The following is a 21665-nucleotide window of genomic DNA, read 5'->3' as shown; positions in this document are numbered from 1 at the left end:
CGTTGCCCACCCCCAAACTGCTGTTTTATTCGGTTTCTTGCCTTACCGCTTCAACTGGCTTTGGCGCTGCTTCAACAACCGGTTTTGGTGCCGGTGCCGGTGCTGGCGTAGCGACAACTGCCGGTTTTGCGGCTTCTGAATCCTGATTGCCGGTGTTAGCCTGACTGGATACATTAGCCGGGGACTCCGGGCGTTCGGTTCTTTCCGCTCTTTTTGCAAAGTCATTGTCATAAGAACGGGGAGCCGGACGCGACTCGTCGTTGCTGTCGCTGGACGCTTCATACATGGTATTTGAATCGCCATCCGTTTCAGGTTTTTTGTAGTTGGGATTACGCGGCCTTCTACGATTCGGTCCTCTTCTGGCATTATTTCTTTTGGGATGTTCTCCGGCAGTAGCAGGAGCAAGTTCCGGCGCGCTTGAAATAACCTCGTTAACCTCAACAGCTTCACTTTTAACGGCTTCGATTTTTGTTACAGGCATATTAGCCGGATCAAGATTGCGCTTTACGTTTCTGCCTTGACCGCGCGGTGGACGGTTTGGACGAGGCGAGTCCGGATTTTGTTCCGGTTTTGGTTTTGGCGCTTGTACTTGTTCAGACGCTTGAACTTGTTCCTGATTTGGATTTTGACCGCGTCCTTGACCTTGGCCGCGTCCACGGCCGCGTCCTCTTTCCTGATTTTGACCCTGGCCTTGTCTGTTACCCCTGTTTTTGTTGGGCTGACCTTCGTCAACCGGTCTGGCTCTTTCAGGGGTTTGAACTGCGGCCGTTACCTTTGCTTTAGGCTCTGCGCTGCCGGCACTGGCGCCTACCAGTTTATGCCAGAAGCGTTGGATCAGGCTGGCTGATTCATTTTTGCTTTGCACCGGTGCAGGGGAATCATGCAGGAATTCCTTGACCGCCGCTTTTGCTGTGCTTGGTTTTACTTGCTGGGCAAATTCAGGGATAGTAATGTCTTCCGCTTTGATCTGTAAGTAGCTGGCTTTACCATTCTCGACGGACTCTTTTTCCTTGATGCGCTCAATGTCATAGGCCGGTGTTTCCAAATGCTTGCTGGGCAGGATGACAATGCCGACTTTCAGCCTGTTTTCAATTTGTTCGATGGCGCTACGTTTTTCGTTTAACAGAAAAGTCGCGCATTCAATAGGCAAATGGGCAATCACTTTTTCTGTGCCTTTCTTCATCGCTTCTTCTTCAAGAATCCGCAGTACGGAAAGTGCGACCGATTCTACATTACGAATCGTACCCTGACCTTTGCAGCGCGGGCACGGCAACTGAGTCGAGTCGCCCAGCGACGGACGCATTCTTTGTCTGGACATTTCCAACAGGCCGAAACGCGAGATGCGGCTGGTTTGAATGCGGGCGCGGTCGATTTTAAGGGCGTCGCGCAGGTGATTCTCAACGGTTTTCTGGTTCTTATTGGACATCATGTCGATGAAGTCGATAACAAACAGGCCGCCCAAGTCGCGCAGTCTCAGTTGACGGGCAATTTCATCGGCCGCCTCCAGGTTGGTATTTAACGCGGTTTCTTCGATGTCGCTGCCTTTGGTGGCGCGTGCCGAATTGATGTCGATGGAGGTCAACGCTTCGGTGTGATCGATAACCAGCGATCCGCCGGACGGCAAGGATACTTCCCGCCCGTAAGCCACTTCAATTTGCGATTCAATCTGGTAACGGTTAAACAGGGGGACGGCATCCTGATACAGTTTTGCCTTGGGCAAAAAGTGCGGCATGACTTGCTTTAAGAAGTTTTGTACCAGCTTAAAGGCGTCTTCATTGTCGATCAAAATCTCGTCGATATTGCCGCGTAAATGGTCGCGTAAAGCTCGGATGATAACGTTGCTTTCCTGAAAAACCAGAAACGGTGCTGAATGTTCGCTGGCAGAGCGCTCTATGGCTTCCCAGAGTTGCAGCAAATAATTTAAGTCCCATTGCAGTTCTTCGACGTTTTTGCCGCATCCTGCCGTTCTAACAATGAGTCCCATGCTTTCAGGGATCTCAAGCGCCGCCATGACTTCACGCAGGTCACTGCGGGTTTCGCCTTCTATGCGCCGCGAAATACCGCCGGCTTTAGGGTTGTTGGGCATCAACACCAGATAGGTGCCGGCCAGGCTGATATAGGTGGTTAAAGCTGCGCCTTTATTGCCGCGTTCTTCTTTTTCAATCTGAACAACGATTTCCTGACCTTCTTTAATCAGGTCTTTTATGGCTGGACGGCGGCCGTCGTTTTCGACGCCATCTTGTAGGTGACGGTAGAGCGGAGAGATTTCTTTGAAAGGTAAAAAGCCGTGCTTTTCAGCACCGTAGTTTATAAAGGCGGCCTCTAAACTGGGCTCTACGTGGGTTACTATCCCTTTGTAAATGTTGGACTTTTTTTGTTCTTTCGAAGGTACTTCTATGTCAAAATCATACAGTTTTTGACCGTCTACCAAAGCGACTCGCAGTTCTTCTGCCTGCGTAGCATTGATAAGCATTCTTTTCATTCAATATTCCTTGTTGTTTCCTGCTCCACGGTCAGACTTTACTGAACAGACTGGTTTGGGTCATCGTGTTTGTTGTAGAGGAGACTGCTAAAGCCGCTCCTACATAACTTAGTTTTTACGGTTTTAATGTTCCGTTTCTGTGTGTTGTAGTCGGTATCCCGCTCTTCACTTAGGTGAAGACCGTGGATAGTTGCACGGACAGAGTCTAAGCAAATAAATATTCTTTTTTCAGTCTTGGTTGTAAATTCCGTCTTAAACAGGAGTTATAAATCGTTCGTCTAGGGTCGAACGATGAACCCGAAAATCTTACAATGATGAGTCAGCGTGGTAATTAATCGCTACGTCAATCATCATCGAGTAATGCTCCAAGGCAGTTTTGTTAGCAAAAACCGCAGAGCAAAAGCATGTTTTTTTATATTAAAAACTTGCTTAATATAGCAATCTTATTGCTATACATCAATTTAAAGAATCAATCATAATCAGATGCTGGTATTATTTACACTATGAATAGTGAAGAAAAAAGCGTAACACCCAAAGTTCAACTGGTCGAAATTACCGAAGAGAATTGCGATCAACGATTGGATAATTTTTTAATTGCCCGCTTGAAGGGCGTCCCTAAAAGCCGAATTTACCGGATCGTTCGTAAAGGTGAAGTGAGGGTTAATAAGGGTCGCGTCGATGTTAAGTACCGTCTGGTTACAGGCGATATAGTCAGAATTCCTCCGGTCAGAGTGGCCGAACGTAGCGAAGAATCGTATGTACCTCAGGGTTTGCAAGCGGCATTGCAACATGGCATTTTGTTTGAAGATGAAGGTTTTCTGATCGTCAACAAACCGGCCGGTTTTGCTGTGCATGGCGGTAGCGGCGTCAGTTCCGGCATTATCGAAGGACTGCGTCTGATAAGACCGGAAGCGCATTTTTTAGAGCTGGTGCATCGGCTTGATAAAGATACCTCCGGCTGTCTGATCATTGCCAAAAAGCGCAGTGCCCTGAAACTTTTGCACGAACTGTTTCGCGACAATCACATCCACAAAACCTATCTGGCCTTGCTGGCAGGGCAGTGGGCAAGGAAGAAACTGATTGTGACCGCGCCCTTGCTGAAAAATGTCAGCAAAGGCGGCGAACGTATGGTTGTGATCAGTCAATCCGGTAAAGAGGCGGAGACGCTGTTTCGGCGCCTGAAAATATTTAGCGATTCAACGCTGGTTGAGGCCTCGCCAAAAACCGGACGCACCCATCAAATACGCGTTCACGCCGCGAGTCTTGGGCATCCGATCGTCGGTGACGAACGTTATGGGCGAGATGAAATTAATCGCGGATTTAAAGGCCGAGGCTATAAGCGCATGTTCCTGCATGCGGAAAAGCTAAAATTTCAGCACCCTGTTACCGGGGCGCCGCTCACCATTTTGGCGCCTTTGCCACAGCAATTGGAAGATTTGTTAAAACATGAAGAACAGGTTTGATTTAATCATATTTGACTGGGACGGCACCCTGATCGATTCGATAGATTGGATCGTACATTGCCTGCAAACGGCGGCGGTGCAATGTGATTGCGACGTTCCCGAGCCTCAGGCGGCAAGAGATGTGATTGGGCTGAGCATTAGCAACGCCTGTAGTACGCTATTTCCCGGCGTCGATCAGGAAACGCTGGCGCGATTGACTGCTGGTTACCAGCAAACTTATTTGTCCCGGCAACTGGGCAGGAGTGATTTATTTCTCGGCGTTTACGAAATGTTGGTGGAACTGAAGCAGGCCGGTTATCAACTGGCCGTTGCTACCGGTAAAACCAGAGCGGGCTTACAGGAAGCATTGCAGGCCACAGGTACGGAAGATTTGTTTTGCATCACCCGCTGCTCCGATGAAACCGCCTCCAAACCCGACCCGCTGATGCTGCATCAGATTATGCAGCATACTCAGTCGGCGAATGACCGGAGTTTAATGGTGGGTGATTCCACCCATGACTTGCAAATGGCGATCAATGCCCAAATATCATCCATAGCGGTGTCATGCGGAGCGCATCCGGAAGACATATTGCAACGATACAGTCCGTTAATGTGCTTACAACAGCCTGCGGAATTACTGAATATTATTAGAGGTTAACAAGGCATGGACAATCAGAACAAACCAGAAATTACACGGGAATCCGGCTGGGAACGAGAAGTTATTGAAAAACTGGCGCTGGCGGCAGTCACCGAGCAAACAAGAGCAAGGCGTTGGAGCGTTTTTTTTAAGAGCTTGATGTTTGTGTATTTGATCGCGGTGTTCGGCGTGGCTATGTATCCAAAATTTAGTCAGGACATTGGCGGTGACAGTAAAGATCATACTGCCGTTATCGATGTGGTCGGCATGATTGCCGAAGGCAAAGACGCCAATGCAGACAGCATTATCGAAAGCTTGAGAAATGCGGTCAAAGACAAGCACACCAAAGGCATTATTCTGCATGCCAACTCGCCCGGCGGCAGCCCCGTGCAGTCGTCTTATGTGTATGAGGAAATCAGGAAAACTAAAAAAGAGCACCCTGATTTGCCGATTTATGCAGTGGTCAGCGATATTTGTGCATCCGGCTGTTATTTTATCGTATCGGCCAGTGACAAGATTTTTGTTAATCCCTCCAGTCTGGTTGGTTCTATAGGCGTGCTTATGGATGGCTTCGGGTTTGTCGATGGCATGCAAAAGCTGGGCGTGGAACGCCGGTTGTTCACCGCAGGCGCACATAAAGCCATGCTCGATCCTTTTTCGCCATCCAAAGAAGACGAAACGCAGTATATACAGGGCCTGCTAAATCAAGTGCATCAGCAATTTATCGGCGCGGTGAAAGCCGGTCGCGGCGACCGGCTTAAAGAAAATCCCGACATGTTCTCAGGACTGGTCTGGACCGGTGAAGAAGGCGTGAAACTGGGTATCGTTGACGGCGTCGGCAATCAGGATTACGTCGCCAAGGAGCTCATCGGCGCGGAAACACAGGTTGATTTCAGTCGGCAGGAACATTTGATCGATAAAATTGCAGGCAAGTTGGGTGCATCCTTCGGGCAAGTCATCGGCAGCCTGGTTCAGGGCGTGTCGTTGCGCTAAAGGTTCAGTGTCGATTCAGGGTGATGGGTTAAAATCTTTGTCGCTCGACACATTAAAAAAGATGAATTTCTATTAATTACCACGAACAGCTCGAACGACTACAGGAGCAATTGCCGGGAAAAGCATAAACTTCGCGGTAAGTGGAAAAGTTAAAAGATTTTTAGTTAATTACCCTGGCTTTGGATTGTCCATGCGAAATTTGATTAAAGTGGTTATAGTTGCCTGGTTATTTTCCAATAGCTGTTTTGCAGATAATAACCAGCTGGCAACCATCAGTTTGGATGATGCTACCAAGCAAATAATCGAAGGCACCTACAATAAGGTGCTGGGCGCGCAAACAGAAATAATTGATGGCAAAGCCGTACACATCATTAAAGTGCTGACCCCCGATGGACGTATCCGGTATTATAAAATTGATGCGGAAACCGGTCAGTTAATCAGTTAACCTCACGCATAAACAGACGAAAAACATGCGCATTCTAGTTGTTGAAGATGAAGTAAAACTTTGCGAACAAATTCAGCAGTTCTTTGCCGATAAAGGTTTTGCCGTTGATACCGCAAATACCGGCCGAGACGGCTATTACATGGGCAAGGAATATCCGATTGATGCGGCCGTGATCGATATCGGTTTGCCCGATTTTTCAGGCATCGAACTGATCAGGCGCTTGCGTAAAGACAAAGTGACTGTCCCCATTCTGATTTTAACCGCCCGTAGCCGCTGGCAGGAAAAAGTAGAAGGGCTGGAAGCGGGCGCGGATGATTATCTGGTTAAGCCTTTTCATTATGAAGAGTTGCAGGCCAGGATTAATGCCTTGATAAGGCGATCAGCCGGAGCGGCCCATCCGGTATTAACCCATGACAATATTGAACTGGATACCGTGGCTCAGGAAGTCACAGTGTCCGGCGTCAAACAGGAACTAACCGCTTACGAATACAAGGTGCTGGAATACCTGATGTTTCGTAAGGGCGAAGTGATTTCAAAATCCGTTTTGACCGCGCATATCTATGATGAAGACTTTGACCGGGACAGCAATGTTCTTGAAGTTTTTATCGGTCGATTGAGAAAAAAACTTGATCCCGACGGCACGCGAAAACCCATTGAAACCTTGCGTGGTCGAGGCTATTTGATTTCTGCCAAACATGAGTGATTCGATTCTCAAGTAATGTTTCTTCCTGATGAAAAGTAAGTTCTTTTGATGAGTATTTGTTAAGGCACTCATGGCCCCCCGATTATCCCTAAAGGCTTTTAATGCAGGTTAAATCATTAAGCTTTCGATTGCTGGTTTCTGCCGGACTGGTGCTCGCTGCATTTTTTGCGCTGGCTTCGGTGGTGCTTGAACAGGGCTTTCGTGAGAGCGCCGAAGAGGCATTGAAAGAAAAGTTGCAGGTTTATGTGTATTCGCTGTTATCGGCTGCAGAGCTTAAAAACTCCGGTGAGTTAAGCATGCCGGCCAATTTGCCCGAGCCGCAGTTTGCCACCCCGGGTTCAGGTCTTTACGGTTTTATACACTTGGCGAAAAAAAACCTGGTATGGCGTTCGCCATCGGCCATCGGACTCAATGTAGCGCTCCCACCGGAATTAAGCGCAGGCAATTCTGCCTTTTTGTTGTCTGAGCACGGACGTTACGCGCTGCATTATGCGGTCATCTGGAAAAATGTAGTCGGCATAGAGCGCGAATATATCTTTACCGTGACTGAAGATGCCCAGTTTGTCGGCAATCAGGTGGAGCGGTTTAGAGAAACCTTAAGAGTCTGGCTACTGGCTCTAGGCCTGGTGTTGATATTTATTCAGCTGGCCTTATTGCGCTGGAGCATAAAGCCTTTGCGGATGATCGTAAAAGATCTTGAGGCGATAGAAAAAGGACGTAAAACCCATTTAGACGGCGACTATGCAACGGAACTGGAAAGTTTGGCCGGTAATCTTAACGCCTTCATCAACAGTGAGCGGGCGCATCTGGAGCGTTATCGCAATGCTCTGGCGGATCTGGCGCACAGTCTGAAAACGCCGTTGTCGATATTACGCGGCTGCGCCGAGTCTTTCAGCGTTAATAAGGAGACGGTAAAAGAACAGATTCTCCGTATGGATGAAATCGTTGAGTATCAATTACAGCGGGCAGCGGCAAAAGGGGAGCATAAAACCACCGGCACAGTCGATTTATCGATGATTATAAATAAAATAAGCGCATCGCTGGGCAAAGTTTATATCGATAAAAACATAGTTTTCGATATAACTGTGCCGGAACAAAGCCTGATTTATTATGACGAAGGCGACCTGTACGAAATAGCCGGGAACCTGATGGATAACGCCTGCAAGTGGTGTCGTAACACCGTGAAAGTCAACGTTTCTCTGAATGAACGCAAGGGCAGGCGGAATTTTTCGGTCTTGTTGGAGATTGAAGACGACGGACCTGGAATTCCTGCCGGAAAACTGGCTGAAATTTTAAAAAGAGGCGTCCGCGCCGACGAAAATATTCATGGACATGGTATCGGCATGGCCGTTGTTTACGAATTAGTCGCCTTGTTAGGCGGGCTGTTGGAAGGCAAAAAGAGTGAAGTGCTGGGCGGGATGAAATGGAGTGTTTATTTGTCGTGATGGCTGGCGAGACTAAGCTTTGCCCCGACTTTTGCTTTGGGTGGCGGTCCGCCTTTTCGGCTGCGAATGCAACCGTATTGGCAAGATAAAAACTAGTCAGTGGCTCAAAAAAGGTTTAAATTCCGTTTGCTGTAAAATCTTCAAAAAACGATAATTTTAAGGAAATTAATAATGAATAATAATAAGAAAGTATTATTTTCGGCCGGAGTAACAACCTTAGCATGCTCTTTCCTTTTGGTGGGGTGTAACTCCGCTAATGTAGGGCAGGGTCTTCTTAATCAAGCGCTTAACCCTGCTTCATCCGCAGTGCCGCCGCAGGCTGCGGCGGGCGGTTCGACGGGGTCCACTGAAGCGGTAACTTACAAAAATAAAGACCGCAATTTCTCTTTTGTTATACCGGCTGGTTGGTCGAAGCAAAGCGGGGATGTTAATTCCGATACGGTTTTGTTCATGCAGGAGCCGCTGACCAAAACATGTAGTTTTCAGTTTAATATGACGCGAATGCAAACGGATTTTCCTGCGGAAGCCTCGGTTAAAGCTTCTTTAGACAGCGCCAAGAAAGACATCAAGATCGATAAAAACCTTTCCGCCAAGCGCCGCGATGAATCAGGCATGGAAAAAGGCAAAAAAGTGCGTTTTACACGGGGTTGGGAGCTAACCGAAAAAGGTCAGGCCGGAGGCCACCAACGCATTATTTATCAAGCTTACGATCGGCAGAACTATTACATCAACATGATGGCCGCTGCGGAAACCGAGCACTTTGAAGAATGCCGTCCGGCTTTGCAGCAAATTGTGACTTCGATCAAATTCGGCGATTAATCGCCTTATGGCAGACTCAGGCGACAAGCGCCGTTAAAAAGTGTTGCATGTGTGCCTCATTCAAGGACAGGGCGGGGCTAAATTACTCCGTCCTGCAGAGGAGAGGCTATGACACCTGCTTCAACATCCCCATGCCGTTAGGTTTTTTGACCACTTGCAGCTGGGCTTTAAAGCGTTTTTGCACACCTTCAACATGAGAAATAACGCCGACGGTTTTTCCGTGGGTATGCAGGCCTTCCAGAGTGCTGATGACCGTGTAAAGCGTTTCCGCGTCCAGGTTGCCAAAGCCTTCATCGAGAAATAACGAATCCACGGACTTGCCGCTATTGGCCAATTCCGACAGTCCCAGCGCCAGCGCCAGGCTCACCACAAAGCTCTCGCCGCCGGACAAGGTCTTGGGCAGTCGGCGCGCATTATTTTGATAAGTATCTTCAATTTCCAAGGCCAAGCCCTGCTCAGTGGGTATTTTCCGCAGATAGTAACGGCCGCTGACTTTTTCCAACACGGCATTGGTTTGGGACAATAGCTGATCGGCTATCCGCTGTTGGACCCGACGACGGAAAGCCATGCCGCTTTCCTCTGCTATCTGAGCGGCTTCGGCCTTGCATAGACGGGCAACTTCTTGTTGATCCTGTAATTGAACCAAGACTGCATCGGCCTTCTGTTTAAGCTGTTTTTGCTCGTTCAACAACCGTTTCAGACGTTGCGCTTCCAGATCGGCTATCGCCAGTTTCTCGGTCACACTTTTCAGTTGGGCATTCAGTTGCTCAGAACTCAGTTGCGTTGCAACCAGCGTATTTTCAGCCTCCAGCTCAAATCGGCTTTTTTCCAGCTCTATGGTTTTAGCGTCAATCTCCTGTTCCAGTTCTGCCAGATGCCGCTCCAGTTCCGGCTGATGTTGCAGTAGCTCCAGTACTTCAGTCAGCTCATGCAGGCTGGTAAATTGGGTTCCCTTTATGTTGTCTTGCAAGGCCCGTTTCAACACGTCGAGCTCGGCTTCCTGCCGGGTAATAAGCTGTTCCTTGTCGGCGATCAGTTTTTGCTTTTCAATCAATGCCAAATGCAGGCCGACGATTTCTTCGCTTTGTAATTGCTGGTTGTAACGCTCAAGTTTTTCATTACATGCGGTTATTTCAACTTGGCAATGGTCCGCTTTTGCCTTCAATACTTCCAGTTCCTCGGTTAAGCTTTTTTGACGAAAAGCATAGCTTTGATAATCCTGGCGACGCGCATTCAGCCGGTCAAACAATGCATCTTCTTTGCCTTTAGCGGGCATTTTTTCGCCGAGCAAGGCTAGTTGTGCAACTACCTTGTCGGTGAGTTGTTGTTCTTCTTGCTGACAGGTAGCCAATGCGGCATCGTAATCGATCCCTTCCTTTGGACGCTCCTGCCATTCGGCTTCCAGTTGCCGGGAGGTTAACTGTAAGCGTTCAACAGCAGCTTCGCCCTTGGCAATCAAGGCTTCCAGTTGGTCGATACCGGTCTGTTTGTTTCGATAGTCGGCAATTACGGCGGTAATGGTTTTTAATGCGCTTATTTCGGTCTTTAACCGGTGTTGCATCAGGCCTGGTTTATTGATTTTCAGGTCTTCGCTCGCCGTGTTGAGCCGGTTAGACAAGGTTTGCCATTGGGAGTTGATCTTGATCTGTTCTGTCTGATTGGCCTGATTTTTTTCTGCCTGTTTTCGAGTGGTTTTAAGCTGTTGTTCCAGCTTGCCGACAGCTGTCATTAAGGCTTTTATTCTCGCCTTTTGATCCGTTAAGGCCTGTTGAGAATTGGCAGCTTTCGGTGGATGCTCGACATAGGGATGCTTCGCCGCACCACATAAAAAGCAAGGCTCGCCATCGACAAGATGCTGCCGGTCCGGGGCCATTTTTCTTAGCAATGATTCACGGAAAACAGCCATTTCCAGCGTGAGCTTAATATTCTCTTCCCGGCTTATTTCCTGTTTTAAAGAGGCGAGTTCAGACTCCAGTTCCTCAATATCATGATTCGGCTGCTCTTTACGGTCAAAGAAACCGAAAAAACTAAAACCGCTTTTGGTCAGTTTTTGGTAAGTTACAGCCAGAGTATAGAGTTCCCTGAAATCCTTAACCCGCTCTTGTTGCTCTTGCCTAAAGTCCTCAAGTTCAGCCAGATTTTTGCCCTGCGCCAGTTCTTCCAGGGCCTTTTTTGCCAGCGGTAACTTGTGTTTTAATTCGGCAATTCTTTTATTTTCCTGCGCAATGGCAGAATTGTTGTTTTTCAGCGATGCCGTCGTATTTTTGGACCACTTGGTGAATGTTTTTTGTTTTTCTTTCAGTTCGATCAGTTCAGTCCGGAGGTTTTTTAATCGACCTGTTTCGGGAAAACTTGCCAGCAAAGATTCATCCGCGACATGCTCTTCCAGCCATTTCGACACATTGGCAAGATTGGATGTTTTATCATCAATCTGTATGACTAAAGATTGCCATAAGTCTGATTCCGATTGTCGCTGAGCACTCAGCTGACCTATCTGTGCCTTAATTTCGGATAAGATTTGCCCTTGTTCGGTAACCGATTTATGGGACAATCTATCAGGAGCCGTTTTATCGGCGCCGACATGGTCTTGTATCTGTTTAAGTTCGCCCCGAAAATCCGCCAGTATTGCTTTGCTCTGATGAATTTCGTGATTCTTTTCCTTAATCACCTGCACATCATCCTTAAACAGCAAGGCGTCCCGGGCCATCGTCAGCTGATTCAGTTTTTGCTGCTCGCTTTCTGACAGCGCTTTGGTCTGTTGCAGATTTTTTTCCTGGTCGGCAATCCGGTTTTGCAGGGTCAACACATTATGCAGCGAGGCTTGCTGCTGCTTCAGGTTGCTTTGCTCCTCTTGCAACTCGGCCGTCTGGTCAATAAAATCGATCAAATCATGTTCGCAGGCTTCCAGCTTTTCGGGGTCCATGAACGGTATAATCGACAAATCCTGTTTTAAATAATCCAGGCGTTGTTGCGCGTCAGCGGCTTTTTCATTGATTTCATTTCTGTAGTCCGCATAAATATCGGCACTGATGATCTTTTCCAGAATATCCATGCGCTCATTGTCCAGCGCGTTTAGGAATGCCGCAAAATCGCCCTGCGCCAACAATATCGAACGGGTGAAATTACGGAAATTCATCCCGGTGATTTCAGTAATTCGCGCGCAGACCTGCTGGGACGTGGTCGCCAGCACTTCGTCGTCACTCAAGCGGGTCAATTTCATTTCAGGCGGGGTTAATTCACCCTCCGGATCCGCATCACGCCGTTGCGCATGCCAGCTGGACCGGTATTTTACTTTATCCAGAACAAATTCAATTTCCGAAAAGGACTCAGCCGTGTGTTTGGTCATCACATGTCCGGCTGGCCGATCAAAACGAAAAGTCTCCCCATACAAGCCCAGCGTAATGGCATCTAAAATACTGGATTTTCCCGAGCCGTTAGGGCCGGTAATGGCAAAAACCCCGGTATCTGAAAAAGGCGATTGTTCAAAATCAATCCGGTTCTCGCCTTCCAATGAGTTGATATTTTTAAACTGAATATTAAGTATTTTCATTGGCTGACGACTTTGTTTTGCAACAGCTGGGGTTTTCAAATAAAACATTATAACGCTGTCTGGCGATTTTTTCCCAACCTATGCGACATGCTGTAATAACCGGGAAATACAATGACTGAAACGAAGAGGTATAACCTGAAATTTTTGAAGAAATGGATGAAAGCCAAGTTTGTTGAAGTCCGGAAATTGAAATATTTATTGTTAGCCGGGGGCAAGCACACGAGTCAAAAAACACGGCTTGGGGCTTCAGTGTGTGCAATTATGATTATCCTGAATTAAATAAAACATCTGCTAAAATGATGCAAGGAGGAAATTTAATGCTGAAAAAAACTTTACGCTGGCTGTTGACCTTAATTTATAAGGTTGAAGTCAAAGGGCTGGACAACTATAAAAAGGCCGGGAAACGTGTACTGATTATATCCAATCACACGTCCTTTCTGGATCCGTTACTACTGGGTGTATTTTTACCCGATGACATCACTTTTGCAATCAATACCCAGATTTCCGAGCGTTGGTGGTTGAAGCCTTTTCTGAGATTGTCCCGCGTATTTCCAATGGATCCGACCCATCCTTTATCGCTGAAGGATTTGATTCATCATTTGCAGACTGACACCCGCACCGTTATTTTCCCTGAAGGCCGCATTACCGTAACCGGCTCATTGATGAAAATCTACGACGGCACCGGTATGGTCGCCGATAGGTCCGAAGCGGCCATATTGCCTGTACGGATTGAGGGTGCCGAATACACGCATTTTTCCAGATTGCGCAATATCGTCCGTTTGCGTTTATTTCCCAAAATTACTATTCAGATATTGCCCCATACTTTCGTTTCGCCCCCTGCTGAGCTAAGAGGCAAAAACCGGCGTAAATACAGCGGACATATCTTGACCGATATTATGACTGAAATGATGTTCGCGACCAGTCATTACCGGCAAACCATTTTCGCCAGTCTGCTTGAAGCGCGCAAAATACACGGCGGCAAACATACGGTTGCCAACGATCTGGAGCGCATTCCGTTATCCTATGACAATTTAATTACCCGGACTATCGTTATCGGCAATGCCTTAAAACAAATGACGGTCGAGGGGGAAAATGTCGGGGTTTTTTTACCCAATTCGACCAAAACCCTGTCGGTTATTCTGGGCTTGCAACTTTATGGGCGGGTACCGGCCATGTTGAATTATTCAACAGGTTCCACCGGTATGGTTTCTGCTTGTAACACGGCGCAGGTCAAAACGGTTTTGACGTCCCGTCGCTTTATAGAGCTGGGCAAGTTAACCGGGGAAGCCGAGCACTTGGCCGAACAGGTTAAACTTGTTTATCTGGAAGACTTGGCCGGACGCCTGTCGGCATTAGACAAGTTTCAGGCCTTGGTACAATGCAAAACCGCTAATATCTGGTACAAGCACACCCAATACAGCCCTGACAGTCCGGCGGTGGTTTTATTTACCTCCGGTTCTGAGGGTACGCCAAAAGGCGTGGTGTTGTCTCACGCCAATGTCCTGTCCAACCTTAAACAATTGGAAGCCCGGATCAATTTTAATGCGCGGGATGTGGTGCTCAACTTTCTGCCGATGTTTCATTCCTTTGGATTTACCGTCGGTACTATGCTGCCGATACTGCATGGCATGACTACTTTCTTTTATCCGACTCCTTTGCATTACGCGGTGATTCCTGAAATCGCTTATGAAATCAGCGCCACCATCATGTTCGGCACCAATACCTTTTTGGCCGGTTATGCCAAAAAAGCCCACGCCTATGATTTTTTCAATATGCGTTATGTGGTTGCCGGTGCTGAAAAGTTGCAGGAAACCACTCGCCAGCTGTGGGCGGATAAATTCGGCATACGCATACTGGAAGGTTATGGCGCAACCGAAACGACGCCTATTGCCTCTGTCAATACGCCGATAGACTTTAAATCCGGTACTGTGGGGCGGTTTATGCCGTCTATGGACTATAAGCTGGAGCCGGTCGAAGGGATTGAAGATGCCGGGAGACTTCATGTCAGAGGGCCCAATATCATGCTGGGTTATCTGCTGGCCGACAACCCGGGCAAACTGGTTCCGCCTAAATCAATCTACGGCGAAGGCTGGTATGACACCGGTGATATTGTAAATGTCGATACTGAGGGTTTCATCAGCATACGCGGTCGCAGCAAACGTTTTGCCAAAGTCAGCGGTGAAATGGTCTCATTAACCGCCGTTGAACAGATGGCCACTAATGCATGGCCGGATGCGCATCACGCCGCAATCAGCTTGCCCGATGCAAAAAAAGGCGAGCAGGTTATTTTGGTTACTACCCAAAAGCAGGCGACTGTTAATGGCTTGGCGGCGGCCTCTAAAGGCGTGGCTCATGTCCTTCTACCCAAGAAGATTTTGATCGTTGATGCGATTCCGGTGATGGCGACCGGTAAAACCAATTACATAGCGGTGACGGAGCTGGCGGCCGGCAAGGCATAAAAGAGGCTAAAGGCTAAAAATTGAAAAAGTTCTTAAACCGCAATGCATGTTTTTTGTCCTTCGTCTTTCGCCTTTTGCCTTAAATAATTATGAACAAACAAATCTATCCCTTGCTGATCGCCCAGTTCTTATCCGCATTTGCCGATAATGCCATTTTGTTCACAGTGATTGCCATGGTGATGCAGTCTACACAGCTGGCAAGCTGGTACGTTCCTGCTTTACAGAGTGCGTTTTTGATCGCTTTCGTATTACTCGCGCCGTGGGTGGGCGGATTTGCCGATAATCATCCCAAATCCCGGGTGTTGATTATCGGTAATTTGATTAAAGCGGCGGGAGCAGGATTATTGCTGTGCAACGTGGAACCGTTGATTGCTTATTGCGTGGTCGGTGTCGGCGCGGCCATTTACAGTCCGGCTAAATACGGCATCCTGCCTGAGCTGGCAGGGCATGAATTTCTGGTTAAAGCGAACAGCTGGATTGAAGGTTCCACCATCCTGGCTATTTTACTGGGCATGATGATAGGCGCCAAGGTCGCGGATTATTCGATAACGTGGGCGTTAATCGGAACCATCGTCATTTTTATAATCTCCGCATTGACTACGCTGTTTTTACCGGCGAGCATTGCCAAAAAAACCGCTCCCGGTTCGGCTTTGCCGATGTTTTGGCGGGAAATAAGCCTGTTCTTTACTACGCCGCGATCACGCTTTGCCATTCTTGGCGGCTCTTTATTCTGGGCCGCGGCGGCAACGTTAAGAGTGATTATTGTGGCCTGGGCGCCGCTGATTTTATTGTCAAAAAATGCGTCCGAAATTGCGGAACTTACCTTATTCATCGCTATCGGCATCATCGCCGGATCAGCTCTGGTGCCGGGACTCATTCCGCTTGAACATTTACGCCGCGCCAGATTACCCGCTTATTTAATGGCGTTGTTTATTTTTGGGCTGAGTCTGACCGATAGCATCTGGCCGGCCCGGTTTATGCTGTTTTTCATCGGCGTAATGGGCGGGATGTTTATCGTTCCCGTCAACGCCGCATTGCAGGAACTGGGGCAGCAGAGTATCGGCAGCGGCAGTGCAGTCGCTTTACAGGGCTTTTTTCAGAATCTCACTATGCTGGCAGCAGTGGGCAGCTATACCTATGCGGCTTCACAACATGCTGATCCCGGTATAGCCATGCTGAGTTTGGGTATGCTGGTTTTTATGGCTACTTTTCTGGTATCGCTGCACCTGCCGGACAACCATCCTGAAAAGCTCAGTTAAGTAACCAGCAATATCGTTCACCCGGATATATGAGGAGCGACGTGAATCTCATGCAGATTCCGTTCGCTAACATCGGTAAGTTGTGTTTGAACAGCAAGTCATTAACCCGCATTATCTATTATTGCAGCGGCCTTACCTCTGCTCTCATTGACTTTTAACAATAAAATCAAGCCGACGATAAAAAACGATAAAGTCGACAGCAATGACATCCGGTGGTTTCCATTGCTCCAGTAATTGATCAGTCCGTAACTCAATGGCCCTACTATGGCCGATAAGCGATTGACCAATCCCCATAAACCTAAAAATTCGCCCGCCCGCTCGGCGGGTGAAAATTTACTGACTAAAGCGCGCCCGACAGACTGGCTTGCGCCCATAGCCAAACCAATAATATTTCCGGCTACCCACATAAGTGCGGGTTTGTCGGCCAACAAAGCGACCGTCACCGCAACAATCCAGACGAGCAATGTAATTGCCAGCGTGGGAATCGACCCTATCCGGTCTTGTAAGTGTCCGCAAATAAAAGCACCGACAGCGGCAGTCACATTAACGACCATAATGAGCATAATCAATGACTGGGTATCAAAGCCCATGACTTCCTGCGCATAAACAGCGGCCAGAACCACTACGGTGCTGACACCTGACTGGTATACGCCCAATGTTATCAAAAACCAGAGCAGGTCGCGAAAACGGGCCGCTTCTTTAAATGTATGTGCCAACCGGGCATAACTTATCTGGAGATTCGACCGGCCCCGGTCTAGCGTAGCGGGTATTGCCCGCTCCTGTAGCCAAAGAAAGGTAGGGGTGGCCGTTAATGCAAAGATTGCGGCGGTGATCAGTAACGTAACAGGAACAAAATGAGTTTCTGGCAATCCGTGCTGCTTGGCCCAGGTAATGTAGGCCAGACAAATCGCCAGTGTCAGAAGGCCGCCAAAATAGCCCAGACTCCAGCCATAACCGGACATTTTGCCCATATTTTCCTTAAGTACAATCTCCGGCAGAAATGCGGCAATCAGGTTTTCGCCGCCGGCAAACATGATGGCTGAAAGGGTAACCAGCACCATTCCCAGCCCTATATCGCCGGGGCCGACCATTGCCAGCGAGGCTGTCGATACTATGCAACCCACTGAGGAAATCAGTAGAAAAAGTTTCTTGCAAGCCCGATGATCGGCAATTGCACCCAGGAGCGGTCCGCTGATCATGACTACAAAATTAGCGATGCCGATAGCCAGAGACCAAAGCAGAGTCGATAAACCGGGTGCAACGCCTTGTGCTGTACCGGCAACCACACCAACAAAATAGGCGCTGAATATGGTGGTCTGCACCACTGTGGTATAGCCGGAGTTGGCAAAGTCATATAAAGCCCATGCCAGTAATTCCTTACGGCTTGCATTACCAATGAGTCGGCTATCTTTGTCAGTAGACGATTTATTCTGATCGCTATTCATATCCGGGAGGTCCGCCACAATCGCTATAGTTGCCATCACCTCAATAGTGAGGATGAATATTATTTTTAATTTAAAGTGTATCAGTTTAGCGCCGCTGATGGGTAAGTCGAGCTTTACCTCGACATTGACTGGAGCGTCGAACAGGCTAAAGCTCGACCTACAGGAGGCATCCTCAGTTTCTGGATTCCGTATAAATACTCTGTTTTTATCGCGGTGATGAACGCTACGTCTATCGTTTTCCGTCAATGGCGGCTTGCAGGAACCTGGACAAAAAGGCATCGACTCTCTGTAAGGTTTTTTCAAAATCTTGTTATGTTATTGGCCGTTGGCAGCTATACTTTGTACACTTTGACTATCGTGAAAAAGTAGACCTTGTTCTTGCGATACTTAAGCTGAGCTTGCCGGTACCGGGAGTCGTTTTCCCCGTATTTTTGTATCTGCAGGATAAGCACCAAAAATAAAAATCGGTTAACGACTATAAGTAAGCTTTAGACTACAATAATAATGAAGGATGTATAAAATGAAGCTGTTTGAACTTGGAAAAATCACCATGACTCCATCGGCCATTTCGATTATAGCCAGCTTTAAGATACCCATTGGAGACCTGCTGGACAGGCATGAAAAAGGTGATTACGGGGACGTGTCAGAGGTGGATTGGCGCGAAAATACGCTTGCGTTGCTACCTGAATCGGTGGAAAGAATAATGTCAGTCTATACCATTGAAACCGAAAAACTGTGGGTTATCACAGACCCTGACAGAAAGGTAACAACGTTATTAACAGAGGAAGATTTTTAACGGGTTATCGGCATGGACGCAGAAAGGTTAGGGTAATGCAGGAGCTATTGCCAAGGAGCGGAAGCTTTGTTTATTTTCCATCACCAGAGTCCCTGTCCTCAGAGGCTGTGAAAGTATTATCCATTTTGATGGGTAGCACCGTTTAATCTGTGTTTTGGTTTGGCAAGAAAGCGTATCAATGGAGTACAGGACTGAATGTTTGCTTGGTTTAATGATTTACTAGTGGGCACTAGCAACTTTATGCCTCACGGTGCTTGTTATTTATGGCTACCGTCAATCTTATGGCTACATATTATTAGCGATAGCATTATCGCACTTGCCTATTTCTCCATTCCGTTTGCATTATTGTATTTTGTCAAAAAACGCACCGATTTGGCTTATCGCTGGGTGTTTGTGCTGTTCGGTATTTTTATTTGCTTATGCGGTACCACCCACTTAATCAGTATCTGGACAATCTGGCATCCCGATTATTGGTTGGACGGCTTGATAAAATTGGCCACAGCGCTTGTTTCGATAGTCACTGCCTTGCTGATTTGGCCGTTAATTCCAAAACTGTTACAACTGCCTAGCCCTCAAGCGCTGCAAACAAGCGAAACCTATCTGCGCGCTATCTTCGATGCCACGCCGGACGCCATGCTAATCAGCGATGAGCACGGTACTATTACCATGGTCAATCAACAGGCCGAACGTTTGCTGGGTTATCCGATTAACGAATTGATCGGGCTATCGATTGAAATCCTGGTGCCGGAACGTTTTCGTGCGGCGCATCCGGGATTGCGGACACAATTTGCTGCCGTGGCAGCGGCTCGTCCGATGGGAGCGGGGCGGGCGGTAAAGGCGCTACGAAAAGACGGCAGTGAATTGGATGTGGAAATCAGCTTAAGCCCGATTCAAACAGAGCAAGGCTTGTTTTTCGCCAGCGCCTTACGGGACATCACCGAACGGAAAATAGCCGAGGCTACGCTGCGGGCAAGTGAGGAGCGTTTTCGCCTGATGGCCAACAGCTCGCCCATTATGATTTGGATTACTGATGCCGAGGGCGAACCCACGTTTGTCAATCAATCCTGGCTTGATTTCGCCGGTCTTCAATCTGTACAGACTATGACCCATGGGGGCTGGATCAGTACTATTCATCCCGATGACAGAGAAACCGCTTTCCTGGCGTATTATCAAAATACCGAGGTTCACGAAGCTATTACCACGGAATATCGCTTACGTAGCGCGAAGGGCGACTGGCGCTGGGTTTTAGATAAAGGTATGCCGCTTTATGATGAAAGGGGTACATTTACCGGCTACATCGGTTCGGCGATCGATATTACCGAACGTAAACAAGTACAGGAATTATTACAGGACAAAGAGCAGATGTTGTCCGAATCGCAACGCATCGCTCATGTCGGCAGTTGGTCTGTGGAACTGGCGACCAGCTGCGTTAGCTGGTCGGACGAAATGTATCAAATTTATGGGGTTACACAAAAGACCTTTGATCCCTCAACAAGAAGGTACCTCGATCTGATCCATCCTGATGATCGCGCCACGATGAAAATGTGGCTCAGTGATTGTCGGGCTGGAAAAGGAATGCCGGAACTGGATTTTCGTATTGTGCTATCGGACGGTACAACTCGGTTCATCCGTGGCAGCGGCGGGTTACAATACGATGAAATGAAAAGACCGCTACGCATGGTAGGCAGTGCGCAGAACATCACCGAGCGTAAGCAGGCGGAGTTGGTGTTAAATCAAATCAAAGCGATGATTGATATATCATTGGACGGATTTTGGGTAGTTGATTTGATGGGGAATTTGCTGCAAGTTAATGAGGCTTACGCAAAAATAGTGGGTTATTCGAGTGATGAGCTAGTAAAGATGCATGTCAGCCAATTGGAAGCCATAGAAGGACCGGAGCAAGTAAAGGCACATATTGTAAAAATTGTTGCGCAGGGTTATGACTTGTTTGAAACCCGTCACCGCCATAAAGACGGGCATACTATCGATATTGAAGTCTCTGTCGCTTTTCTCCCTGAATTTCAGCAGTTTTGTGCTTTTTCGCGCGACATCACCGAGCGCAAACGCATAGAGTTAGATCTACGCATTGCCGCCGCTGCGTTCGAATCTCAGGAAGCAATGGTCATCACTGATATGGCAAACGTCATTCTGCGGATCAATAAAGCCTTTACCGAATCCACCGGTTACACCGAGAAGGAGGCCGTAGGTCGGAAAATAAGCATACTTAAATCTGGGCGACATGGCGCGGCTTTTTATGCGGCGATGTGGAAGAGTATTTCAAGCGTCGGCGCCTGGCAGGGAGAAATTTGGGATCGACGCAAGAATGGCGAAATTTATCCCAAGTGGCTGTCCATTACTGCGGTAAAAGGGAGTGACGGCGTCGTCAGTCATTATGTCGGCACCCATACCGACATCACCGAACGCAAGGCTGCCGAGGAGCAAATCAAGCAACTGGCTTTTTTTGATCCGCTCACCCAGCTGCCTAATCGACGGCTGTTGCAGGAGCGACTGAAACACGGCATTAATATGGAGCGACGTGACGGTAAGCAACTGGGGCTGTTGATGCTTGATCTGGATCGCTTTAAAGCGATTAACGACAGCCTGGGGCATTTGGCGGGCGACGACTTGTTGCAACAAGTCGCTGAACGCATCACAGCAAGATTACGCGATGTCGACATGGTAGCCCGTTTAGGGGGCGATGAGTTCATCGTGCTGCTGGAAGATATTGCACAGCCGGAAGATGCGGCACGGGTGGCTAAAGAAATCATCGTCGATTTAACTAAACCCTTTTGCTTGACTCAGAGCGACAATGTCCAGATTGGCGTTAGCATTGGCATTAGCCTGTATCCGCAACACGGCGACACTCCCGAACTACTGATGGATCACGCCGATGCCGCGCTGTATCAGGCTAAAGATGCGGGGCGCGGCTGCTTTGCCTATTTTTCGGAAGATTTGACGATTGCGGCGCGTGAGCGCATTGCCTTGGAATCGCGTCTGCGGCGGGCGATTGAGCAACAGGATCTGCGTGTTTTTTACCAGCCGCAGGTGGATATTGCCAGCGGCCGGATCGTCGGCGCCGAGGCATTGGTGCGCTGGCAAGACCCGGTTGAGGGGCTGATTCCGCCGATCCGCTTTCTCCCGATTGCCGAAGAAACCGGACTGATTGTGGAGATCGGCGAATGGGTGCTGC

At 48.2% G+C, this 21665-nt stretch carries 14 protein-coding genes; 11 read left to right on the top strand and 3 right to left on the bottom strand.

What is annotated here, in order from left to right:
- Nucleotides 1-25: 25 nt before the first annotated feature.
- On the bottom strand, nucleotides 26-2482 hold the full coding sequence (locus Q8L79_RS14130) for an Rne/Rng family ribonuclease (protein WP_305272346.1): 2457 nt from the start codon (nucleotides 2480-2482) through the stop codon (nucleotides 26-28).
- A gap of 503 nt (nucleotides 2483-2985) precedes the next feature.
- Between Q8L79_RS14130 and rluC the strand changes: the two genes are divergently transcribed.
- From rluC to Q8L79_RS14095, 7 genes are all read left to right on the top strand, one after another.
- The gene (gene rluC / locus Q8L79_RS14125; RefSeq protein WP_305272344.1) at nucleotides 2986-3945 is read left to right on the top strand and encodes a 23S rRNA pseudouridine(955/2504/2580) synthase RluC; all 960 of its coding nucleotides are present in this window, start codon (nucleotides 2986-2988) and stop codon (nucleotides 3943-3945) included.
- Nucleotides 3929-4582, top strand: coding sequence for an HAD family hydrolase (locus Q8L79_RS14120; protein WP_305272342.1), 654 nt, complete (start codon nucleotides 3929-3931; stop codon nucleotides 4580-4582). Before rluC ends, Q8L79_RS14120 begins: the two co-directional genes overlap by 17 nt.
- A 6-nt stretch (nucleotides 4583-4588) precedes the next feature.
- Nucleotides 4589-5554, top strand: coding sequence for a S49 family peptidase (locus Q8L79_RS14115; protein WP_305272339.1), 966 nt, complete (start codon nucleotides 4589-4591; stop codon nucleotides 5552-5554).
- Nucleotides 5555-5744: 190 nt separating this feature from the next.
- The gene (locus Q8L79_RS14110) at nucleotides 5745-5999 is read left to right on the top strand and encodes a PepSY domain-containing protein (RefSeq protein WP_305272337.1); all 255 of its coding nucleotides are present in this window, start codon (nucleotides 5745-5747) and stop codon (nucleotides 5997-5999) included.
- Nucleotides 6000-6024: 25 nt separating this feature from the next.
- Nucleotides 6025-6702, top strand: coding sequence for a response regulator transcription factor (locus tag Q8L79_RS14105; protein ID WP_305272335.1), 678 nt, complete (start codon nucleotides 6025-6027; stop codon nucleotides 6700-6702).
- Nucleotides 6703-6803: 101 nt separating this feature from the next.
- Nucleotides 6804-8147: an ATP-binding protein gene (locus Q8L79_RS14100; protein ID WP_305272333.1), complete on the top strand. Its 1344-nt coding sequence runs from the start codon at nucleotides 6804-6806 to the stop codon at nucleotides 8145-8147.
- 171 nt (nucleotides 8148-8318) lie between these two features.
- Complete coding sequence (locus Q8L79_RS14095) at nucleotides 8319-8966, top strand: hypothetical protein (RefSeq protein ID WP_305272331.1); 648 nt, start codon at nucleotides 8319-8321, stop codon at nucleotides 8964-8966.
- A gap of 106 nt (nucleotides 8967-9072) precedes the next feature.
- On the opposite strand, the gene Q8L79_RS14090 is transcribed toward Q8L79_RS14095, so the two are convergent.
- Nucleotides 9073-12516, bottom strand: a complete 3444-nt coding sequence (locus tag Q8L79_RS14090) for an SbcC/MukB-like Walker B domain-containing protein (RefSeq protein WP_305272329.1) — start codon at nucleotides 12514-12516, stop codon at nucleotides 9073-9075.
- Nucleotides 12517-12833: 317 nt separating this feature from the next.
- On the opposite strand from Q8L79_RS14090, the gene Q8L79_RS14085 reads away from it, so the two are divergent.
- Together Q8L79_RS14085 and lplT are read left to right on the top strand one after the other, a co-directional pair.
- The gene (locus Q8L79_RS14085) at nucleotides 12834-14975 is read left to right on the top strand and encodes an AMP-binding protein (RefSeq protein ID WP_305272327.1); all 2142 of its coding nucleotides are present in this window, start codon (nucleotides 12834-12836) and stop codon (nucleotides 14973-14975) included.
- Nucleotides 14976-15064: 89 nt separating this feature from the next.
- Nucleotides 15065-16234 carry a lysophospholipid transporter LplT gene (gene lplT, locus Q8L79_RS14080; protein ID WP_305272325.1) on the top strand — a complete coding sequence of 390 codons (1170 nt, stop codon included), beginning with the start codon at nucleotides 15065-15067 and terminating at the stop codon, nucleotides 16232-16234.
- Between the two features lie 101 nt (nucleotides 16235-16335).
- On the opposite strand, the gene Q8L79_RS14075 is transcribed toward lplT, so the two are convergent.
- A complete protein-coding gene (locus Q8L79_RS14075) occupies nucleotides 16336-17958 on the bottom strand; it encodes an MFS transporter (protein ID WP_305272323.1) in 1623 nt (540 codons plus the stop codon).
- Between the two features lie 241 nt (nucleotides 17959-18199).
- Here Q8L79_RS14075 and Q8L79_RS14070 point away from each other — a divergent pair, with 241 nt between their 5' ends.
- On the top strand, nucleotides 18200-18475 hold the full coding sequence (locus tag Q8L79_RS14070) for a hypothetical protein (protein WP_305272321.1): 276 nt from the start codon (nucleotides 18200-18202) through the stop codon (nucleotides 18473-18475).
- A gap of 240 nt (nucleotides 18476-18715) precedes the next feature.
- A partial coding sequence (locus Q8L79_RS14065; RefSeq protein WP_305272320.1) for a PAS domain S-box protein occupies nucleotides 18716-21665 on the top strand: 2950 nt, incomplete at its 3' end.

The organism is Methylobacter sp. (assembly GCF_030680395.1).
In the GTDB taxonomy this organism is placed as follows: domain Bacteria; phylum Pseudomonadota; class Gammaproteobacteria; order Methylococcales; family Methylomonadaceae; genus Methylobacter_A.
This window is presented reverse-complemented; position numbering and strand designations above follow the sequence as displayed.

Coding starts and splice junctions, on each gene's coding strand:
- Q8L79_RS14130 (WP_305272346.1), bottom strand. CDS start 2,482: ATGAAAAGAATGCTTATCAATGCTACGCAGGCAGAAGAACTGCGAGTC.
- rluC (WP_305272344.1), top strand. CDS start 2,986: ATGAATAGTGAAGAAAAAAGCGTAACACCCAAAGTTCAACTGGTCGAA.
- Q8L79_RS14120 (WP_305272342.1), top strand. CDS start 3,929: ATGAAGAACAGGTTTGATTTAATCATATTTGACTGGGACGGCACCCTG.
- Q8L79_RS14115 (WP_305272339.1), top strand. CDS start 4,589: ATGGACAATCAGAACAAACCAGAAATTACACGGGAATCCGGCTGGGAA.
- Q8L79_RS14110 (WP_305272337.1), top strand. CDS start 5,745: ATGCGAAATTTGATTAAAGTGGTTATAGTTGCCTGGTTATTTTCCAAT.
- Q8L79_RS14105 (WP_305272335.1), top strand. CDS start 6,025: ATGCGCATTCTAGTTGTTGAAGATGAAGTAAAACTTTGCGAACAAATT.
- Q8L79_RS14100 (WP_305272333.1), top strand. CDS start 6,804: ATGCAGGTTAAATCATTAAGCTTTCGATTGCTGGTTTCTGCCGGACTG.
- Q8L79_RS14095 (WP_305272331.1), top strand. CDS start 8,319: ATGAATAATAATAAGAAAGTATTATTTTCGGCCGGAGTAACAACCTTA.
- Q8L79_RS14090 (WP_305272329.1), bottom strand. CDS start 12,516: ATGAAAATACTTAATATTCAGTTTAAAAATATCAACTCATTGGAAGGC.
- Q8L79_RS14085 (WP_305272327.1), top strand. CDS start 12,834: ATGCTGAAAAAAACTTTACGCTGGCTGTTGACCTTAATTTATAAGGTT.
- lplT (WP_305272325.1), top strand. CDS start 15,065: ATGAACAAACAAATCTATCCCTTGCTGATCGCCCAGTTCTTATCCGCA.
- Q8L79_RS14075 (WP_305272323.1), bottom strand. CDS start 17,958: ATGCCTTTTTGTCCAGGTTCCTGCAAGCCGCCATTGACGGAAAACGAT.
- Q8L79_RS14070 (WP_305272321.1), top strand. CDS start 18,200: ATGAAGCTGTTTGAACTTGGAAAAATCACCATGACTCCATCGGCCATT.